This is a genomic window from Bradyrhizobium ingae (assembly GCF_055791185.1).
In genome coordinates this window covers 165,135-181,863 of the sequence record NZ_JBVUBB010000014.1, presented here as the reverse complement: position 1 = coordinate 181,863, position 16,729 = coordinate 165,135, and the positions used below count along the sequence as shown (strand labels likewise).

Below are 16,729 nucleotides of genomic sequence, written 5' to 3'. Positions count from 1 at the left end.
AGCTGCCGCGCGAACCGTCGACGCGGTCTGCGCCGCAATCAGCCGCGCACTCGATGCCTTCACCTCCGAGGAATGCGCCAACTACCTCAAAAATTCAGGCTATCGAACTTAATGCCATCACGCTTTAGGCCTGCAACCAGAGCAGTCGGCTGATACGGTGCTAAATTGCCTGCAGGTACGCGGGATCATCGCTCTGACATAGTCGAATTCGCTCCGTAACGCGCCAGCGTAGAAAGTTCCAGGACTGGCCGCGCCATCTCCTTCAGGATCTGCTGAAGAGCAGAACGAAATTGTTGGCTGGTAGGTCGAACTTCTGATCGAGCGTCAATCCATACTTCTCGCCCGCTCTCTGAAGGTCCCGCACGTCTTTGAGACTCCATTCTGGCACACCGGCCGCCCGAATCTCCCTGTCGAAGGCCAGGTTCGATGGCGTGGTGTACTTCCCGTCAAGTTTGAAGGGACCATAGACGGCGACAAAACCAGATGGCTTCAGGAGTTTTGCGCCAAGCGCAGCGACACCATCGGCGATCGAGACCGGCGCAACTTGGAAGATGTTGATGACGAAGATGGCGTCATAAAGCCGCTCATCGGCGCCTGGCCAAGTCGCAGGGACAGTGAGATCAATGAGAATGGGATCAGCAACGTTCTTGTTGCCGGCTCCGGCGCGGCATCTTTTGATGGACGCAAAGACGTCTCGATCGTAGTCGGAGGGCTGAAATCGCACGTTCGGAAAATTTGGTGCGAGGTAGTTGATATGCAATCCAGCGCCTGTCGCCAGCTCAAGCACGTCACCTTGCGTGGGAAAGATTTCTTCGAACGTCTTCAGGATCGGATGCTTGTTGCGGTTGCCCGCCCAGGCAACATACGGGCTGAGCGGATGCGGATCGATATCAGGCCTTGGTCCGGACATTGGCGTATTCCTCGCTTTCCGTACTCTAGCAAGAGGTCTTCGGTCGCAGCGCGATAAAGATCGAGCAAGTTTGCCACCCGGAGACCTGCCCCCAGTCACGGCGCGGTCGACGCGGCGACGTAGGTCGCTCGCCCGGAGACAAACTCACTTTTCCACTTTCGGCCCAAATCATCGCGTGGACCCGGCAATGAGGGGAAGGCTATCATCTGACCGAAGCGCCTGACGGGGACGTGTATGGTCGGCTTGACCGACTGTTCGGGTCATTTCCGTTCGCGCCGGTGACGTGATCGTGAAACCGCAACGGTCACCGCAAGCGGAGATGCCCACTGAGCATTCAAAACACTTTTCGCTAGGTCGAAGGTAGAACGTCTTAGGCCACACGGTTCACGCAAAATAACTTTTTCTCTCCGAGCTCGCCTCGATAACGACTTCCTACAAAAGAGATCAGGGCGTGTTGATGATTTCAAAGTTACGCCAACCGCTGACTTTCTCTCTCGACCAGGGCAAGGACCTGCTATCATCGAGAGAACTGGAAAAAGGGTGCTCTATGTTGCCCATATGCATATATTTTTGGCTTTGCCAGCTTGGTCGGATGACTCAACGATTGCGGAAATAATCTTGGCTAGTTGAACACTGCAGCTACCGACCAACATGACAATTACAAGACAATCTCCTACTTGAACCGCATTGCTCGCATCTGTCGGCTATATCTAGGTCAAAGGCGCGCGATTTTGAGCAGCACGCGGCACCAGCGCCCCCCACATCGATGGTGATGCCTCGTATCATGAGATTTCAGACAATTGCCGCCCCTGGCACCGCACAGTGGTGCCAGCTGTTGATCGGTAGAGTGATAACATGACGAGTTCCAGTAGGCGGCACGTAATCATCATCGGCGGCGGCGCCAGCGGCGTCCTGCTGACCTATCAATTGCTGCATCGGCCGACTGGCGATCTACGCGTCACGCTGATCGAGCAGCGTCCCGATATCGGACGCGGTATTGCCTATCATACGGGCAACCCCGATCACCTGCTCAACGTACGCGTCTCGAATATGAGCGCGATACCCGACCAACCAGATCACTTTTGGCGTTGGCTGAACGCGCATAACGCGGACGCGTCGCTGTGTCCCGATCCCTATTGTTTCGTGCCACGACGCATCTATGGCGACTATATGGCCAGTCTGCTTGAGCAGCAGACATCCGATCCGACGGGCGCACGGCGACTGTCGATCCTGCACGCGACTTGCGTCGATATTAACGAGGGTCCGGCCCGCGTGTCGGTCAAGCTGAATGATGGCCGATCGCTCATGGCCGACAACGTCGTTCTCGCAACCGGACATGATACGAGAGCCAACCTGCCGGGTCATGCAAATCCCTGGGCACCACCGTCGGCCGCTCACATCGACACCGAGGCAACCGTACTGATCCTCGGCACGGGGCTTACCATGGTCGACTACGTCCTATCGTTGCTGCGCGACGGCCATCGTGGACCTATCATCGCGATGTCACGGCGCGGTCTGCTCGCAAAACCCCACCGCCACATCGATGCTTTGCGAATTGAGGAGGCGGACGTTCCCTTTGGCGCCAGCATTAGTCACCTGCTGCGCTGGCTTCGCGACCACATAGACCGGAATGCGGCACAAGGCGGCGACTGGCGCAGCGTCATCGACGGTCTTCGGCCCTACACCCAGCGGCTGTGGCATGAGCTTTCGCAGACATCGAAACGCCGCTTTCTCGAACACACACGCGCTTGGTGGGACGTGCATCGGCATCGGATGGCTCCGGAAGTCGAAGCGCGCATTGCCGAGGTGCTTGACAGAGGTCAGCTTGCCCTGATGGCAGCAAAGGTGATCAGCATCGAGCCCAACAATACCGGCACGAGAATCAAGTACCGCCTGCGGGGGCATTCCGATCCTCTCGACATCCAGGTTGGCGCGGTCGTCGATTGCACCGGCATCGTCAAAGACCCCCGCGCGACGCTCAATCCGGCAGTGCGCAGTCTATTCGACCGCGGCCTGTGCCGTGCCGATCCGCTCTGCATTGGCATTGAGACTGATCGAAATTGTGCCGTCATCAGCCGCGCCGGCGCTACTTCGCGCCACCTCTTCGCGGTGGGCCCGCTCACGCGCGCGGCCTTTTGGGAGATCAACGCGATACCCGACATTCGCAACCAATGTGCGGCACTTGCTGCCCTCCTCGCCGATACCGGCGGCGAGGCATCAAGGCGAACCGCATCATGAAAGCGTCTGATCGCTCACGCTCGCCGAATGAATGCGGCCATCTACATTGATAAAAATGCGGGAACGGTTAGTTCGAACCTGCTCTGGGAGGCATCAGCGTGAGCTGCTCGATGGGAGCGATCGGCCGCGAGCACCGGGCTTTCGGCCGGATGAATTCGTCGCCTATAAGTTCGCGGATCCGGACATTCGCGACCATGCCATAGCCGCCGGCGGAGCCGCGTCGCGAAGCAGCGGCGCGTGATACCACGTCGCGTATCGTTCCCGAAACGAGCGATGACGGCCTCACAATTCGGTCATTCAGCCACGCGCTCGGGGCGCCAGTGCTGAGATCAGCACTATTGAGTACCTTAAGACCACAGCGCGCACTCACCGGCCTTGGTTAAAAACAGCTTGCATTTCGGCGGTTGCCCCGTATCGGGCGGCCGGCGAGTAGTCGTGCTTCTCGATAAGATCACTTCGTTTATCTAAGATCCTGCTGTCGGTGCGTGCGGCTCGCTCGAGCACATGGTTGGAAAAAAATTGCAGCGATACCGCGCCCGAATTGATGATGCCGGCAGTGGTTAGCGAGAGCACGCCTTCGTTTGAAACACTGATGAGCCCCGCTTCATTTAGCTTTTTGAGCTCGCGACGAAAGTATTGCTCCATGGACACGCCAAATTCCCTCTCGAAACGAAAGAGCGACACTCCGCTACTTCGCAACGCCAGCATCACCGTTCTGCGCATCAGATCGTCTTGCGACAGGACGATACCTTTCCACACTGGCTTCTCGCCACGCTCGACCCTAAGCAAGTAGCGACCTAAATCTGCCTCGTTGTAGAACTGGCACTGGCTCACGTAGCCAAATCCGCCAACCCCAAACGGGATCAGATTATTGTCGTTCCATGAATCGTATTTGCGGCACTGCTGAATGGAGTGCGGCTGCGACTTCTTGGTCCAGAAGAAGATCGGACCGTGGCGATAGCCAAGTCTCGTGAGGATGTGCTCCGCCATGAAATGCATGATGATGCGCTCCTTCGCCCCGGCGAATTGATATCGCCCTCTGCTCAAATGGCGAGCTATGGGGTCCGTCGATTTGAACAACAATGGAAATATGTTGAATTTCTCCACTCCCATGTTCAATAGACCGATGAGCGAGTCATACCAGCTCCGCAGCGTTTGCTGCGGCAATCCATAGATGAGGTCCAGCGATAGATTCTGAACCCCCATCTTATTCAGCAGTTTGACGAGCTTACTCACCTCACCCACACCGTGACCGCGGTTCAAGATACGCAAAATGTTTTCGTCAAGACTTTGAACGCCCAGCACGAAGCGGTTTACGCCATTACTGAGCAGAGTGGATATGCGATCTGCGGCATCCACCTGCTTTGCAAGAGAGGGATGTAATTCGAAGCTGACTTCGGACTTCGATAGATCAAAGCGCTGTTTGATCGTGTCGAATAGCGTTTTGAGTTGTGGGTTTGTCAGCATTGACGGGGTGCCGCCGCCAAAGAACGCTGTCTCGATAGTTCTGCCGGCAAGCGCCGCGTCCGACCAACTCATTTCCTTATCTAGAGCCGCCAGGTAACGTTCCACTCGCCCGGGACGTGGATTGATTTCCTTGGCGAAATGACAAAAGGTGCAATACTGATTGCAGAAGGGGATGTGAAAGTAGAGATCGATCGACGAGGTAATCTCGCTCAACAGCCTTTCGGCATTCAGCTCACCCATTGCTTTGAGAGGTGGATAGGTACCGACAAGGTAATCATTGTAGGTGTCAAGGTGTAGTTTTCGAGCCCTCAGCATGTCGAGGTTGATGTCGTACGAGCGGTCGATCGCGAACTCTAGAGCCTCGCAATAGCTTGGCGCGCGCATATCTTTTTGTCTCCTTTAGCTATCGTACGAAGGCAGGGCGCGACGACACACAGGCGTCAGAGGGGCGACCGTCGGTTCGGTGTCAATAAAGGCGCGGTGCAATTCGCGCGAGCCCACAGCCTGGCTGCCTCGGCTCCATGCAGATCATATCCTGCGTTGCCATCCACTCCGCGACACCGACGGTCATAATTCGGCACGGATAACGACAGCGGCACCGGCATGTCGCAGCGAACTTCCAGCGGGACCGCACTCACGGAGGCAGCGTCCATCGCATTGATTTGGACCAGTCGGCACGCTCATTTCAAATCCTGGACAGTGAGAGCACAACGTGCTGCTCATCCTTCTCCGTGTCCAGCAATTGGCATGCCATCAAAAACGTCCTACGAGGCTTGCGTGAAGAGGCGAAAACTATCGGCTTAGCACCACATCGGCATAGACTTGCGCGCTGTGTTCGGTTCTGGACATCAGCGTCTAGAGCCGAACACGATTGAAGCACGACAGCTGAAAAATGTCGCGTGATGACGGTCTCACTTAAGCGCGGACTCGGACATCCGCCCCGCGAAGTGTCCAGAACGGCGAGGTTACGACCTCGAGTGTTTCTCTTGTCGGCCGAGTTTCTTTCACTCCGCTCCATGGCAGGCAGACGACGTTGCGCTTCATCCGGGATCGGCTAATGGAGAACCGCTGGAGCCCGCCTGTTGACACCCGCCTGGCGCTGGCGGGCATGCCGAGCGGGTGCGTGCGCGGTGCTGATCACCGCGAGCCGCCGCGCGGCGATCACGCTCATGATGCGGCGTCAGCAAAGAGGATTTGCAGGAAGACTCGTCTGAAATGGCTGCGCTTGATGCAGGTGAACTCGTATCTTGCAAAGAGCAGCAACGGCTCCGGCTCTGCTGGCTTCACATATTCGTAGTCTGCCGAAGGCTCGTCCCAAGGCCACAGCAGCGGAGAACTTTTTCCGAAGTGTTCAGAACGTAGAAGAACTCTTCGCCCGGAAGACCGCGAATAGAACACACACCATTCCACACCAAACGAACTCTCGCTCCCGCTTGTCCAAATGATGACGCCGCGTCGAAGATAGCGCATGGATGGTATCAAGGTTCTCATGGCTACTGACTTTCTCTTTCGACGAGAGCAAAGATGCGCTACCATTGGACCGCAAGGTTCTATGCGGCCCATGCCTCTTCTTGGCTTTGCACGCGTGGTCGAATGCTTGACGCTAACGAAAAATTGCGCTTAGCGACCGACACGATCTGCAACTCCCGACGAGCATGACAACCGCCAAGACCTTTCCTATTGGACTGCAGGGCTCGCGCTCGTCCGGCTATTCCTGGGGTCGAAAGCTGCGATTTTGAGGTCACCGTCACGCGCGCTGTCGAAGAATGTCGTGTGGATCGAGCCCGTTCGGGCGTGCCAATCTCGTTGTCTCATTCGGCCCATGGCGGCTCGAATGATGAAGCGGCGGTTCGGCCGCGACGACCTCACCTTGGTCCAACGGACAGACGAAAGGAGCAGATCACCCGCCTCGCGCTCGTCAGGCAGGCAGATGTACGGCCCTGGCAAAATCGATCTGATCCAAGAAAAAATAATCGGCGCAGCAACAAGGGGGCTGCTCCAAGATTGCGTCGGAGCAAAATATTGCCGCCCCAAGCTTTAAGGGGGTCGGCGTCCAAAATTTTGGAAGCTGATCGACACCCCGGCAAGGTCAGCTGAAGCGCGATGAGATCAGGATGAATCGTCATCGCGCTATACGTTGTTGTTTGAGCATGATCTCCGCGCAAACGCGTTTCCGCGTTTGTCGCGAGGAAGAACCGCTCCACACTTTTGCGCTAACGCGGCCCTCCGGGTCCGGATCATGCTTTAGCCGGCAGCGAAGTCGTCTGTGCGGAAGAAAGGTCCGTCGATAACGCAACCCCGACGGCATCTTAAGGACCGCCGGCGGTACGGCCGGCGGCTGATCAACTCCTGCGGCGACCTGCCGATCGACTTGTTGCTCGCCAGCCTGCCTACGACCTGGAAAGAGGGCGCATCTTGGCCGACGTATCGGCAGATCCTCAAATCGCAAGGAGAGGGGACCCACTTTGGCCGGCTCGTTCAGGCGAGCCTGCCATCCTCGTGTCGGCGAGAGCTGTTCGAGCCAACTTCATCAGCCTAAGCCATGTCAGCTCCAAGTCGGTCCTGGAGCGCCGGCCGATCGGCGACGAGGTGGTCAAGGTGCAGCGGCTCGCGCCCTGGCCGCTCTCCTTGCGCCAATCGTCTCACCAGCGCCCGCGTGGCGTCCACGACAAAGACGCCGCAATCATAACCGTTCTGCTGCCGGGTTATGCGAGCTAGCTGCAGACGGACGCCGAGTCTTGCTGCGAGTTGTTCTGCAACTGTGGTGTTGTGTGCCCCGGCGGAGTCGTAGTGGTAAGCAAGCGCTCCCTCCGGCGCGTGCCGATCCACGAACAACAGCGACCAATGCGTGCCTTCGCCACCAGCATCACCATCGCTCACTGGCATGAGCAGGAACCTGGCGGTATCGTTACCATCCCGGTCATGTACGATCCGCTGGAAAGTTTCCAGCCAGCCGCTCGGGCTCTGGGTCAAGCGCAGCAGATGGGCTTGGGCCGGCTGAACGAACCGTGTCTGCGCCGCCAGACCCGGATCGTCCCTCCGCAACTGCTTGTTAAGGAGCGCGTAGTCCGCCGCGATATGCTCGTCACCCAGCCATTCCGTGGCGCCAGGTACCAAGCTGGCGTGGAGCGAGGCTGTCGGATCCAAAGAAGCGACCTGATCATCGGATGTTTTGCGCGGAAAAACCCGCGGATCATGAGCATCATCAGGCATCATCTGCTGTGTCGAGGGCAAATCAACCACGGACCCAACGCTGCGGTAGACGTCTGACACTGACCGCGATGTGCTCGCAGGTGATGGTGCCGCGGGTCCCTGGCTCTGCTCCTTGAGCCGAACCGAAGCTTCCGCGCTTGGAGGGTTTGACGCTGTGGGAAGTCCCTGAAGCGAGCTGGCCAACGAAGCTTCTTCCCCGGCGGCGCCACAGAGATAGCCGTGCAGCGCCGTCACACACGCATCCGCGTTCTTGTTGTCATTCCTCTTATGGGGCGGAACGACCGTGATATCTGCTTGGCGATACTGCGGAATTCGCTCCTTGACGATTTCCTCGAAGAGCTCCTTCTTGATGGCCACCTTGGTCGCACTCCCCTCGCCCGAGGTCTCCTCCGCCTCGTTGACCCGCAACAACGGCCGGCTGGTGTCATTTGCAAGGCGCTTCCAAATCTCGCCGCGATCGGTATCGAGCCAGATCGAGACCGCTTTATCCAGGATGAGGCGCCGCGTTTCCTCACGCTCGAACGAGCCACCGCCGGTTGCAAGGATTAAGTTCCCTTTCTCGACCAACTGCGCGATCAAGCTCGCCTCGCGGTTCCTGAACCACTGCTTGCCTTTGTCTTTGGCGGCGAAAATTTGCGTAATCGCCATACCGGTCTCCCTTTCAATTTTCTTGTCCGTGTCGACGAAGGCGAGCCCCAGTCGTCGTGCGAGAGCAGGCCCAATGCGGGACTTTCCGGCGGCCGGTAGTCCGACAAGCACAACCGGCCGCGAGCCCAGAACAGAGACAACCTCTTTTGCGATCAGTGATCTCTCGGGCATTCTTGACCGTTCGGCAGCTCGCGGGCCAAAGATGGCGCCGGCAGCTGATCGGGCGTCGAGTTCGTTTCCCCAGTGGGAAATCTCTCTGGCGCCCTCCGGGATCGGCACGCCCTTACAGACCTCCCGCGCGCGCTGGGCGAGTTGTTGCGTAGCCTCGTCCAGAGCATCTCCACTCGCTCGCAGCCGCAGCCTGCCTCGCTCCTTGTAGGTATCGTGATTGGCAATCTTGGCTTCAAAGCTCTGTGGCGTATGGAACTCTACCTCAAAGCGATAGCCGTCCGGCGTGGTCAGTACTGTGGTGACGCCGAGGAAGGTTGGATCTCGCATCCTGAACCAATTCCTGGTGCTGACCTCGGCGTAGCCCCGCTCATCGAACGCCAACATGGCCTTCTTGAAACCATTTGTGAAATCCTTGCCAGGGATTTCGAAGAGATGACGCACGGCGTTGCTGATCAGCTGGGTGTTGCCGTCAGACTTGATGATCGCTCCCGTCAGTTGGTCTGTCATTGACCCCTTTGATCTCAAGCAACGATTTAAACGAGGCATGCTCACCTCGATATCCGCCCGCCTGAGCATCTCGGCGACCCGAAGGGTCGCCGTGGTGATGTCGTTCTCTTCTTCTACGGCCCTGACAGACTCCGCCCCGGCGCGGTCGGCAGCCTCCGCGCTGGTCAAAGTCATCGCCATAGCAAGATCCTCCGTGGGGAGCTGTCGACCGGAGGGCTTAGGGAGGATGTGTTTGTCGGCAGCGAGCTTGATTGAGGCTTCCATGATTGAAGCCGCTAGCGTCGGATTGTCCTTCAGATCGTCCAGGGACGCATCGACATCGAACCTGCCATGCATGAGCGTGGCAGCTACGCCTTTGATATAAGGCACGGCCTTCAGGCCCGGCGTCTTGTGCAGGAGGCGCTGAAGGTGTTGGCCTTTTTTAAGGAATAGGCGGGCGCTTGTATCGGATTTATAGGCGTCGGTCCCGACCTTGTTGCCGAGGCTCAGGAGGTTGATTGCGCTTTGTACGACGTCGTCCGGCTCGTAACCATCCGGTCGTGGATCGATACGCGCGGGATATTGATCGAGTAAGGCCTGGACGCGGTCTCGCGGGTGAGCGGAGGCCCGATAGGCGTCCGCCAAGTCCGGAAAAAGCTCGCAAGCCGTCTGGCTCAGCCCAGGGTCGAGATCGGAGGCGCTTTCTGTTTCGACCGGGACCGGGGTATCCGCGCTCGAAGCCCACGCCTCTAAGTCGGCCACGAGCAACTCGGTGACCTCGCGAGCGATTGGGTGCTCTGCGACGTCGATCTCGCGCATCGCCCTTTCGAGCGTGGCCTGAATATCCTGCCCGCTCGTCTCCTCCCGGTTCAATAAGTCACGGATCTCTTGCCTGAACTCGTGGTCAACGCCCTCGTAGATGCCAAAGATGGCCCGTTCCGCAAACCAGCGCCGGGCTTGATCGGATTGAGCCAGAAAGTTTCTCTGCAGAGTGCTATAAGTTTCCAAAGTGTCCTGCGTGGCTGCCAGGATCTGGTTGCCACGACTAAATTGGTACCTGCCGTCCTCGATCGCGGGGGTATGCGACTTTGGCGGCTTGAGCGAGCGGACTCCGCGAGCCTGCTCCTCGGCATCAAACTGCCGGACATGCTCATAAAGCTGCGGCCGGTCCCCGATAATAATGACGGTGTCCCCATCGAAGTCGCCGTCGAGCTTTTTCTGTTCATCGGGCGGGACGGCAACCAGGGACCCGGGAGCGAAGACCTCGGTGGCTTGGAGCATGCCGACACAATCGAGTGAGGTGTCCGCCGTCACACGGTCCTTGCGCTCGGTCCAGCTCGAATGGGATTTCACGTCCTCAGCCGACATCACCAGCCCACGATCTCGATAGTTGGCCGGCCACGCCTCATCAGGCACCACGATCAGAATGCCTTTTGCGAAAAATGCCGGATCGTCGGCCGCCAGTTGATCACCGGACTTCTCGGCGACATTAAAGCTGTATTGAAATGCCACGCATTTATCGAGGAACGCCGCTGTGGGGTCACCTTCAGATGCCGTCTTTACGCGTTCGGTTGTGAACGGGCGCAGGTTTGCCTTATCATATGGCGAGCGGCCGATCAGCACACCAGCCGCCCCAGCCAACGTATCGCTCTTGAGCTTGGGCACGTGCAGATGGCCATCATCGGAGGGCACGGCGATCGCGCCGGGGGCCTCGATGTGTCCGGCCGTCACGGTCCGATACAGCTGTTCCGAACTCAGTGGCTCCCCTTGTCTCCTCTCAAGCCAGCTTTTGGTTTTCTCGCTGACTTCCTGCGCCACTTGCTCGCTGCGCGAATAAAATTGCAGCGCCGCGGCGGGCAGCGACGCCTTCCTTTCCTCACCGTAGGCAAGTAGCCGATCAGGACCTTCCTGCTGACCACCTCGGCGAACAGCTAACATGCGCTCGGCTAACGAGGCTCTGATGAAGCCGCAACCATCGTGCGGGCGCAAAGCGATCGGCCCGTCTGGACCAATCAGCTTAAAGGGATGGTCCTCGCCGGCAGCGCGGTCCGGCAGCAGCGACAACTTAAAGGCACCTTCCAGAGCGTAGTCATGAGGGCCGAGATCTTTGATAACAGGTGGCGCGGCAAACCCCCTGCGCTGCGTATAATAATAGGCTTCCTTAAACGGGGCCCAGGCGCGCGATAGCCGCTCGAACGCCGTGCCCGGTGCGGTGTCGGCATACGGAATCGCCAACAGCTTCCCGCCGGAACCCGCTGGTCTTTGCTCGCCTGGAGCGACGGCAGCAATCTGCGACAGGGTTGGTTTCGGTGCCTTTAACTTACTCCCGCCGAACAGGTCCATCCGGTAGGGCACATCATCGACACAGAACACGCGCCTCAACATGAAGGGGCTCGGCTTTTTCGGTAGTTGCACCGCGACGACCGGTAACGCTCCCGAGGTCAAGCGATGAAACATCGAGTATCGCGTCTCCGGTGCCGTGGGCAGTCGGCGCCCCTGCATGTCCACGACTGGCAACTGCATCAGACCTGCCTTGTCCTGCGGCGGTCTAGGCTCGTGATCCATGGTTCGTAACACCTGGTGCGTATCGAAGACGGACGAGGGATGTTGAGTTTGGATCGCGCCCTCATCGAGCGACATGAATGAGTCGAGCGCATCAACCACATCGTCCGCCTCGATCTGCGCGATCAGATTCCAGCTCATGTTGGAAAGATCGCCTTCGATCAGGGCTCGTGTGTCCGCCAGGATCTTCTTGGTCACATGCTCCAGCTGTTGCCGCCTCATCGCCAAATCAGACTTGTTGCCCTCGACATACGGCCGACGGTACAAAGTCTCCAGGACCTTACGCGCCTTGAGCACCTGAAAAATCGAGAGTGCGGGACGGCGGGCCGAAAACGAACTCTGGGTCCGCCGCTCGGCTGTGTTTGCCGCTAGATATGCCGCTATTTTCTGCTCCAATACTGGTTGCAGATCATTGAGTAGGTTGAGAGCTTGCCTCCGGTGCCACTGCATCGACTTCTGCGGGCTGCGCGCCAGCGGCAGCAGAGCGATACAAATATTGCCCATGGATTCGAGGTTGTTCTCGCGGGCAAAGCCCGAGGCATGAAGCAATTCCTCGAGCCTAGTCAAGCCTGTTGGTGCGAGCTGACCGAGTTCGTCAAAAAGCCGGGCCTTTCCAATCGCCTTGAAGATGTTGGTTATGCTCAAGACATCGGCCTGCTCGAGCCGATCATTTGCATAGTGCAAGTAATGAACCAGCTGCTGCAGCCGGTCCTTGAGCAAAGTGGCGTCAGCAATCTCTCCACCTTCTTCCGCCCTCATGAAACTTCGTCCCACAGCATTGGCGATCATGCTGAGCTGAGGCGTGTTGAAAACAGCGAACCGCTCACCTCCCCGACCAAGGTCCCGCGCAAGGTGTACCATCACCTGGGTGCACGAAGTCTCTCCACGCCATTTGATGAAGCTGTTCATCAAGTCAGCCTGTTGCTGCGGAGTAAACTCGCAGAGGCGGCGGCGACTGAGGATCTCCCGAGCGATCGCGGCGGCGGCTTCGGAGCAGTCTTCGTCTGCAGGCCACTTGCCAAAGCCGTTCAGCAGGTTCGCCAGCCCCTGGCTATCAGAACCGGATAGCCTGTTGCGGTCGCATAGCTCGCGGGCGATCGCGGCTGTCGCGCGGCGACAGCTCTCATCAGTCGGCCACTTGCAAAAGCCGTTCACCAGGTTCGCGGACTGCTGGCGGGTAAAAGCCGAAAGCCGATCGGAGCGGCTGAGCACCTCACCGGCGATTGCGATCGTGGCTTGAAGCACAAGCCTCTGGTCTGGCCATTTGCTGAAAGCGTTCGCCAGGTTCGAAAGCGACTGCTCGGTAAAGCCAGTGAGCCGACGGTCGCGGTCGGCACGGCCAAGGGTCTCTCGGGCGACTGCGCCTATGCCTTCGCCGCAGGCCGGCTCTGCCTGCCACTTGCTGAAACCGTTTGCAAGACTGGCCAGTTCCTGTGGCATACAATGAGAAAGGCGGTCAGGAAGCCTGAGGATCTCGTCGGCAATCGCGACGGTTGCCTGACGACAGCCCCTCTCATGCGGCCACTTGCTGAAACCATTTGCCGCCACAGCGAGGTCTTGTGCAGGATAGTCAGAAAGACCGTCGGTTCGGCGGGCGAGCTCAAGAACCTCAGAGGCTATGACCACGGTGCCCGCACGACAGGTCGGATCTTCCGGCCATTTGCTGAAGCCGTTTACCAGGACGGTCTGGCCCTGCGGAGTAAGACCACGCAGTCGCCCGCCCAGGACCGCACCGGCGATTGCCGCTGTGGCTGCGCGACAGTCCGCTTCCTCGGGCCGCTTGCTGAAACCGCTCACGAGGTTCACCAATGCCTGTGGCGTGAAATGGCCGAGCCCGCGGCGGAGGACCTCCCCGGCAATTGCCACTATGGCCGCGCGACAGTTCTCCTCGTCCGGCCATTTGCTGAAGCCGTTTGCAAGGAGGGACAGGTTCTGATGCGTAAACGCAGAGATGTCCCGGCGGCAGATCTCACCGGCAATTGCGACGGCCGCTCGCCGGGTAGGCCGCTCGTCCGGCCACTTGTCAAAGCCGTTCACCAGGTTCGCCAGGCCCTGCGGCTCAAAATTACCCAGCCGGCGCCCGGCAACCTCCCTGGCGATGGCGATCGTCGCGCGCTTGCAGCTCGTTCGGTCCGGCCACTTGCAGAACGCATTCGCCAGGTTCGTAAGTGCCTGCGGATTGAAATCGGAAAGTTGTGCGCGACCAGACACCTCATCGGCAATCACGACGCTCGCCCGGCAGCACTTCGCCTCGTCGGGCCACTTGCAGAAGGCGTTTGCCAGGTTGGACAGTTGCTGCTGAGTGGCATGGGAGAACCCCGCACCGCGGGCGCGGCGAGAGACTTCGCTCGCAATCGCGACCGTGGCTTGCCGACACTCCGCCCGTTCCGGCCATTTGCTAAATCCGTTCGCGAGCAACGAGAGACTCTGTTCGTTCAGCTCCTGAAGCGCTTCATGATCATCGCGAAAGAACTCGGCGATCCTGATTGTTCCATTGCGGCACCTACTCGATTGTGTGTGCCGCCCGAATGAAGTCGCAAAAAGGGAAAAAGCCTTGAGGTCGACTTTCCTCATGAGGGTGTCATCAAGTCGTGACAGGCAAGCTGCCATGGCCTTGCAAGCGTCTATACCCGCTTGACCTCCGGCCTCCCGGCTCACTGCATTGCAGGTCGTAGCGTAGCCCCACGATTGCTGGTAGCGGAGGTTGTCTTCCCATAGCGGGACGAATTCAGTCTTGAAAAGAGCCGCGGCCGTTTGCAGAAAAGCTGCTAGCCCAGGCATCTTCAACTGCTTGGAATTATTCTGTTGTGTATGGTCGACCACGGTTCGAGAGAATTGATTGAAGTCATGCGCGCGACAGGCCCGATCAATGGTCTCGATCGCTGCGCGAACTTTTCCACTCTCGAGCTCTGCACGTCCATACCGTTCTGATGTCGCGGCATGCGGGCGGTGCCCAGCCAGCTCGTCGAAGCGGCGCTTACCTGCCCTGGAGGGAAGCAGCGAGGCCGATTGCGCGTGCGGCGCAAGTGTGCCCGTTCGCGAACTTTCGGTGGCTCGGTTATCTCGCCGATCCGCAAGACGAGAATGGGCTGAGCCGCCTTCGGGATCTTGCGCGTTGCGATAAGTGGTATGACGCCAATCGTGGACGCCATGACCTCCTTCATCGCCGGCACGATACGTTCCCGATTCCGCGTCCAGTCCCGACACGCCTCGGCGCAGTTGCAGCGCACCTGTTTGCGAGCTTTCCGGCCGCAGATCGGCTTCGAAGGGATCGACACCGGAACGGGAGGAGCTTGGCCTGCGAGTTTGGGCGCCACGCTTGTGTCCCGCGGACCGCTCGCGCCCGCCATCGGCTACGTACGGCGCACCCGCTCCGGTTCTATGTGCGTCAAGGCTAGGATCGGCAAGGGTATCGCAACGGTCGTCGCCAGGCTCGGACGGGGTGCGTGTTGAGGGAGCCTCTGCATCCTGAGGCTCAGAGCCCATCCGCGCAAGCACAGCTCCGAACGTTCCGTTAGCTCCATCGCCGCGCCGAGACACGAATTGAGATTCGTCATCCCGAGCAGTGCTACCCGTTTCAAAGTCCGAAATCCGTGCGTTCCTACGCCTGGTGACGTCTCTCATGCCGTGTCTCCCAAGAAGATGTGAATGCGCGAGCGATAATGCTTATCGCCTGAGCTACGTGCTGGACCGATCCATCGTGGCGGCTCCTCCAGGAGGGCAGGGGCGCCAAATGACGCTGCTAAAGCTGCTGCACACACAATGGACGGCTGGATAAGGGCGTTTCGAGCAGCACGAGCGAGCACCGTCGTTCATCGCCAAGGGTGCATCTATCGCAAGGATAGACACACTTGTTGGCGCGCTTCGATGTTCGAGGGCTGGATTCGACGCTCATTGCCGTACGGCAGCGCGACTAACTCTGCCGCGCTTGCAGCACCCAATGAAGTTGATGTTTGGTGTCAGCTGATGAACGTCGAACGACGGATCAGGACTTCTCACTCAATGATCTCGGCTCGAACAATTTCGCGCGAAAGACCCTGCTGAGATTGGAGATGCCCGCCAATACCCTCCGCAACGACGTGTTGGAGCATATCGGTTGGAGGGCCATAGACTGGGGAGTGTTCACTTCAAAATGGATGATCCTAGCTGTACTATCGAAGGCGGCACACACAGCTAAAGGGACGAACTGACGAGAAGCTGACGAATTCGCTGCGGACACTCACGGCTAGCGGCCCAAGCGCTGGCTCCGCGGAGCCATGGCACCAGAACGACCGGTCTGTCGGCAAGACCCAGCCGAAAGCAAGACCAATGCCGAAAGGGAGTCTCAAGCAGTTTATTCCCACTAGCGACGTGTCCAGCCACATCGCCAGCTCTGAAAATCCTCCTTTATGCGATCTAGCGATCGCCCTCCCACATCAATGCGCGGCGCTGGAGGACATGCTTTCGTGACGAAAGCTCATGTGCAAGCCACTCGGCTGAAACATGCCATGTTATTGCAGACGCAAACAAACGACAAAGTCTTTGGCTGTCCTCTCAAACCCGAGCTTGTCAAGAAGACCACTTGGTTGGTCGTCGCAGGTCAAGCGTCCCGTGAACGCGATCACTGATTGCGCAGCCGCGGACCGACGACGGCCAAAAGATTCACCGCTGCAAGACGCATCGGACGAGGAGGCGAACTCTACGTCTTCAGGTAAGCTTGCCGCCCCGGGCAGAAGACGTTGCGTGCTTAACGAGCACCCTCTTCCCATCGAGAGGCGATGGAACCACGATGCTCATAGCCAGGAAAATTGCTCGGTTCGGACAAGACGCCTTTCGGAGCAGCTGCGCTTTCTCAAATTCCAATATCGTCACCCCATCTGGAGGCATGTGCGCTTGATATAGCCAAGCTACGAGCGCTCATAGGGGCTTGAATCGGACGGAGCGTCAGATTGTACGATTCGAAACAGGTACAGGACGTATCACAGCTTAAGTCGCGGCGGTCTCCGGCCCTCGCAACTTCACGACAGATAGAATGTCTCAAATGCTCCAAGCTCG

5 protein-coding genes are annotated in these 16,729 nt (G+C 58.6%); 1 reads left to right on the top strand and 4 read right to left on the bottom strand.

Features of this window, described 5'->3' with window-relative positions:
* Positions 1–262: 262 nt before the first annotated feature.
* Positions 263–910 (bottom strand): DUF938 domain-containing protein, encoded by a 648-nt coding sequence (locus ACV1FX_RS21480; protein ID WP_473119552.1) that lies wholly within the window; start codon positions 908–910, stop codon positions 263–265.
* A gap of 855 nt (positions 911–1,765) precedes the next feature.
* Here ACV1FX_RS21480 and ACV1FX_RS21475 point away from each other — a divergent pair.
* Entirely contained in the window at positions 1,766–3,148 is a 1,383-nt protein-coding gene (locus tag ACV1FX_RS21475) for an FAD/NAD(P)-binding protein (RefSeq protein WP_473119542.1), read from the top strand.
* A gap of 366 nt (positions 3,149–3,514) precedes the next feature.
* On the opposite strand, the gene ACV1FX_RS21470 is transcribed toward ACV1FX_RS21475, so the two are convergent.
* The 3 genes from ACV1FX_RS21470 to xopAD form a co-directional block, all read right to left on the bottom strand.
* Positions 3,515–4,999, bottom strand: coding sequence for a coproporphyrinogen-III oxidase family protein (locus ACV1FX_RS21470; protein WP_473119541.1), 1,485 nt, complete (start codon positions 4,997–4,999; stop codon positions 3,515–3,517).
* Positions 5,000–5,782: 783 nt separating this feature from the next.
* Entirely contained in the window at positions 5,783–6,085 is a 303-nt protein-coding gene (locus ACV1FX_RS21465) for a hypothetical protein (protein ID WP_473119540.1), read from the bottom strand.
* 1,065 nt (positions 6,086–7,150) lie between these two features.
* A complete protein-coding gene (gene xopAD, locus ACV1FX_RS21460) occupies positions 7,151–14,902 on the bottom strand; it encodes a XopAD/skwp family type III secretion system effector (protein WP_473119539.1) in 7,752 nt (2,583 codons plus the stop codon).
* Positions 14,903–16,729: the final 1,827 nt, after the last annotated feature.

Excerpts from the sequence above, each read along its gene's own strand:
- ACV1FX_RS21480 (WP_473119552.1), bottom strand. The coding sequence starts at position 910 with ATGTCCGGACCAAGGCCTGATATCGATCCGCATCCGCTCAGCCCGTAT.
- ACV1FX_RS21475 (WP_473119542.1), top strand. The coding sequence starts at position 1,766 with ATGACGAGTTCCAGTAGGCGGCACGTAATCATCATCGGCGGCGGCGCC.
- ACV1FX_RS21470 (WP_473119541.1), bottom strand. The coding sequence starts at position 4,999 with ATGCGCGCGCCAAGCTATTGCGAGGCTCTAGAGTTCGCGATCGACCGC.
- ACV1FX_RS21465 (WP_473119540.1), bottom strand. The coding sequence starts at position 6,085 with ATGCGCTATCTTCGACGCGGCGTCATCATTTGGACAAGCGGGAGCGAG.